We start from the raw sequence: 4967 nt of genomic DNA, 5'->3' as shown, positions 1-4967 counted from the left end.
AGCTAAGCGACTTCCATATCTCACAGGGGGCAACCCCCAACTACTTCCGGCGTTCTAGGGCTTAACTTCTGTGTTCGGCATGGGTACAGGTGTATCTCCTAGGCTATCGTCACTTAACTCTGAGTAATACCTACTCAAAATTGAATATCTATTCAAACCAAGAAAACCGCTCGCTTTCATATTCTCAGTTACTTTGGATAAGTCCTCGAGCTATTAGTATTAGTCCGCTACATGTGTCGCCACACTTCCACTTCTAACCTATCTACCTGATCATCTCTCAGGGCTCTTACTGATATAAAATCATGGGAAATCTCATCTTGAGGTGGGTTTCACACTTAGATGCTTTCAGCGTTTATCCCTTCCCTACATAGCTACCCAGCGATGCCTTTGGCAAGACAACTGGTACACCAGCGGTAAGTCCACTCTGGTCCTCTCGTACTAGGAGCAGATCCTCTCAAATTTCCTACGCCCGCGACGGATAGGGACCGAACTGTCTCACGACGTTCTGAACCCAGCTCGCGTGCCGCTTTAATGGGCGAACAGCCCAACCCTTGGGACCGACTACAGCCCCAGGATGCGACGAGCCGACATCGAGGTGCCAAACCTCCCCGTCGATGTGAACTCTTGGGGGAGATAAGCCTGTTATCCCCAGGGTAGCTTTTATCCGTTGAGCGATGGCCCTTCCATACGGAACCACCGGATCACTAAGCCCGACTTTCGTCCCTGCTCGAGTTGTAGCTCTCGCAGTCAAGCTCCCTTATACCTTTACACTCTGCGAATGATTTCCAACCATTCTGAGGGAACCTTTGGGCGCCTCCGTTACCTTTTAGGAGGCGACCGCCCCAGTCAAACTGCCCGTCAGACACTGTCTCCGATAGGGATCACCTATCCGGGTTAGAGTGGCCATAACACAAGGGTAGTATCCCAACAACGTCTCCTTCGAAACTGGCGTCCCGATCTCTTAGACTCCTACCTATCCTGTACATGTGGTACAGACACTCAATATCAAACTGCAGTAAAGCTCCATGGGGTCTTTCCGTCCTGTCGCGGGTAACCTGCATCTTCACAGGTACTAAAATTTCACCGAGTCTCTCGTTGAGACAGTGCCCAAATCATTACGCCTTTCGTGCGGGTCGGAACTTACCCGACAAGGAATTTCGCTACCTTAGGACCGTTATAGTTACGGCCGCCGTTTACTGGGGCTTCAATTCATACCTTCGCTTACGCTAAGCACTCCTCTTAACCTTCCAGCACCGGGCAGGCGTCACCCCCTATACATCATCTTACGATTTAGCAGAGAGCTGTGTTTTTGATAAACAGTTGCTTGGGCCTATTCACTGCGGCTGACGTAAAGTCAGCACCCCTTCTCCCGAAGTTACGGGGTCATTTTGCCGAGTTCCTTAACGAGAGTTCTCTCGCTCACCTGAGGCTACTCGCCTCGACTACCTGTGTCGGTTTGCGGTACGGGTAGAGTATGTTTAAACGCTAGAAGCTTTTCTTGGCAGTGTGACGTCACTAACTTCGCTACTAAACTTCGCTCCCCATCACAGCTCAATGTTATAGAACTAAGCATTTGACTCAGTTCACACCTCACTGCTTAGACAGACACTTCCAATCGTCTGCTTTAGTTAGCCTACTGCGTCCCTCCATCACTACATACTCTAGTACAGGAATATCAACCTGTTGTCCATCGGATACACCTTTCGGTCTCTCCTTAGGTCCCGACTAACCCAGGGCGGACGAGCCTTCCCCTGGAAACCTTAGTCTTACGGTGGACAGGATTCTCACCTGTCTTTCGCTACTCATACCGGCATTCTCACTTCTATGCGTTCCAGCACTCCTCACGGTACACCTTCTTCACACATAGAACGCTCTCCTACCATACCTATAAAGGTATCCACAGCTTCGGTAAATTGTTTTAGCCCCGGTACATTTTCGGCGCAGGGTCACTCGACTAGTGAGCTATTACGCACTCTTTGAATGAATAGCTGCTTCTAAGCTAACATCCTAGTTGTCTGTGCAACCCCACATCCTTTTCCACTTAACAATTATTTTGGGACCTTAGCTGGTGGTCTGGGCTGTTTCCCTTTCGACTACGGATCTTAGCACTCGCAGTCTGACTGCCGACCATAATTCATTGGCATTCGGAGTTTATCTGAGATTGGTAATCCGGGATGGACCCCTCACCCAAACAGTGCTCTACCTCCAAGAATCTCTAATGTCGACGCTAGCCCTAAAGCTATTTCGGAGAGAACCAGCTATCTCCAAGTTCGTTTGGAATTTCTCCGCTACCCACAAGTCATCCAAGCACTTTTCAACGTGCCCTGGTTCGGTCCTCCAGTGCGTCTTACCGCACCTTCAACCTGCTCATGGGTAGGTCACATGGTTTCGGGTCTACGTCATGATACTAATCCGCCCTATTCAGACTCGGTTTCCCTACGGCTCCGTCTCTTCAACTTAACCTCGCATCATAACGTAACTCGCCGGTTCATTCTACAAAAGGCACGCTCTCACCCATTAACGGGCTCGAACTTGTTGTAGGCACACGGTTTCAGGTTCTATTTCACTCCCCTCCCGGGGTGCTTTTCACCTTTCCCTCACGGTACTGGTTCACTATCGGTCACTAGGGAGTATTTAGGGTTGGGAGATGGTCCTCCCAGATTCCGACGGGATTTCTCGTGTCCCGCCGTACTCAGGATACTGCTAGGTACAAAGACTATTTTAAATACGAGGCTATTACTCTCTTTGGCTGATCTTCCCAAACCATTCTTCTATAATCTTTGAGTCCACATTGCAGTCCTACAACCCCGAAGAGTAAACTCTTCGGTTTGCCCTCCTGCCGTTTCGCTCGCCGCTACTAAGGCAATCGCTTTTGCTTTCTCTTCCTGCAGCTACTTAGATGTTTCAGTTCACTGCGTCTTCCTCCTCACATCCTTAACAGATGCGGGTAACAGGTAGTACCTGTTGGGTTCCCCCATTCGGAAATCCCTGGATCATCGCTTACTTACAGCTACCCAAGGCATATCGTCGTTTGTCACGTCCTTCTTCGGCTCCTAGTGCCAAGGCATCCACCGTGCGCCCTTATTAACTTAACCTTATTTTCTGACCTTTCAGTCATAAACTCTTATTAATACTACAGCGTTTTCGGTTTATTTTCTTGTTACTATTTGATATAGATATTCAATTTTCAATGTGCATTACTTGGTGATCTCTCACCAATGGAGCCTAGCGGGATCGAACCGCTGACCTCCTGCGTGCAAAGCAGGCGCTCTCCCAGCTGAGCTAAGGCCCCACAAGACCTCTCAAGACTAAACAAGACCAATGCGCAGTTCCTTATCCTTAGAAAGGAGGTGATCCAGCCGCACCTTCCGATACGGCTACCTTGTTACGACTTCACCCCAATCATCTATCCCACCTTAGGCGGCTGGCTCCTTACGGTTACCTCACCGACTTCGGGTGTTACAAACTCTCGTGGTGTGACGGGCGGTGTGTACAAGGCCCGGGAACGTATTCACCGCGGCGTGCTGATCCGCGATTACTAGCGATTCCGACTTCATGTAGGCGAGTTGCAGCCTACAATCCGAACTGAGACTGGCTTTAAGAGATTAGCTTGCCGTCACCGGCTTGCGACTCGTTGTACCAGCCATTGTAGCACGTGTGTAGCCCAGGTCATAAGGGGCATGATGATTTGACGTCATCCCCACCTTCCTCCGGTTTATTACCGGCAGTCTCGCTAGAGTGCCCAACTGAATGATGGCAACTAACAATAGGGGTTGCGCTCGTTGCGGGACTTAACCCAACATCTCACGACACGAGCTGACGACAACCATGCACCACCTGTCACCTCTGTCCCGAAGGAAAACTCTATCTCTAGAGCGGTCAGAGGGATGTCAAGACCTGGTAAGGTTCTTCGCGTTGCTTCGAATTAAACCACATGCTCCACCGCTTGTGCGGGCCCCCGTCAATTCCTTTGAGTTTCAACCTTGCGGTCGTACTCCCCAGGCGGAGTGCTTAATGCGTTAGCTGCGGCACTAAACCCCGGAAAGGGTCTAACACCTAGCACTCATCGTTTACGGCGTGGACTACCAGGGTATCTAATCCTGTTTGCTCCCCACGCTTTCGAGCCTCAGCGTCAGTTACAAGCCAGAGAGCCGCTTTCGCCACCGGTGTTCCTCCATATATCTACGCATTTCACCGCTACACATGGAATTCCACTCTCCCCTCTTGCACTCAAGTTAAACAGTTTCCAAAGCGTACTATGGTTAAGCCACAGCCTTTAACTTCAGACTTATCTAACCGCCTGCGCTCGCTTTACGCCCAATAAATCCGGACAACGCTCGGGACCTACGTATTACCGCGGCTGCTGGCACGTAGTTAGCCGTCCCTTTCTGGTAAGATACCGTCACAGTGTGAACTTTCCACTCTCACACTCGTTCTTCTCTTACAACAGAGCTTTACGATCCGAAAACCTTCTTCACTCACGCGGCGTTGCTCGGTCAGACTTCCGTCCATTGCCGAAGATTCCCTACTGCTGCCTCCCGTAGGAGTCTGGGCCGTGTCTCAGTCCCAGTGTGGCCGATCACCCTCTCAGGTCGGCTATGTATCGTCGCCTTGGTGAGCCGTTACCCCACCAACTAGCTAATACAACGCAGGTCCATCTGGTAGTGATGCAATTGCACCTTTTAAGCAAATGTCATGCAACATCTACTATTATGCGGTATTAGCTATCGTTTCCAATAGTTATCCCCCGCTACCAGGCAGGTTACCTACGCGTTACTCACCCGTTCGCAACTCATCCAGAGAAGCAAGCTCCTCCTTCAGCGTTCTACTTGCATGTATTAGGCACGCCGCCAGCGTTCGTCCTGAGCCAGGATCAAACTCTCATTAAAAGTTTGAGTTCTCACTCATTTCTGTCACTGACAGATTTATTGTTTTTTCATTGTTCAGTACTATAACCTTAGTTATAG

General features: G+C 50.0%; 1 tRNA gene and 3 rRNA genes. All 4 read right to left on the bottom strand.

What is annotated here, in order from left to right:
* Position 1: 1 nt before the first annotated feature.
* A 5S ribosomal RNA gene (rrf, locus tag ADI58_RS10240) occupies positions 2-117 on the bottom strand.
* Positions 118-193: 76 nt separating this feature from the next.
* Positions 194-3095: ribosomal RNA gene (locus tag ADI58_RS10235) — 23S ribosomal RNA — on the bottom strand.
* Positions 3096-3219: 124 nt separating this feature from the next.
* A tRNA-Ala gene (locus tag ADI58_RS10230) sits at positions 3220-3292 on the bottom strand.
* 51 nt (positions 3293-3343) lie between these two features.
* A 16S ribosomal RNA gene (locus ADI58_RS10225) occupies positions 3344-4889 on the bottom strand.
* The 16S, 23S and 5S rRNA genes sit together here with 1 tRNA gene alongside, the layout of an rRNA operon.
* Positions 4890-4967 lie beyond the last annotated feature (78 nt).

Origin of the sequence: Streptococcus mitis (assembly GCF_001074635.1) — a bacterium.
Lineage (GTDB): Bacteria > Bacillota > Bacilli > Lactobacillales > Streptococcaceae > Streptococcus > Streptococcus mitis_E.
The sequence above is the reverse complement of the archived record's forward strand: the minus strand, read 5'-3'. Positions and strand labels throughout refer to the sequence as shown.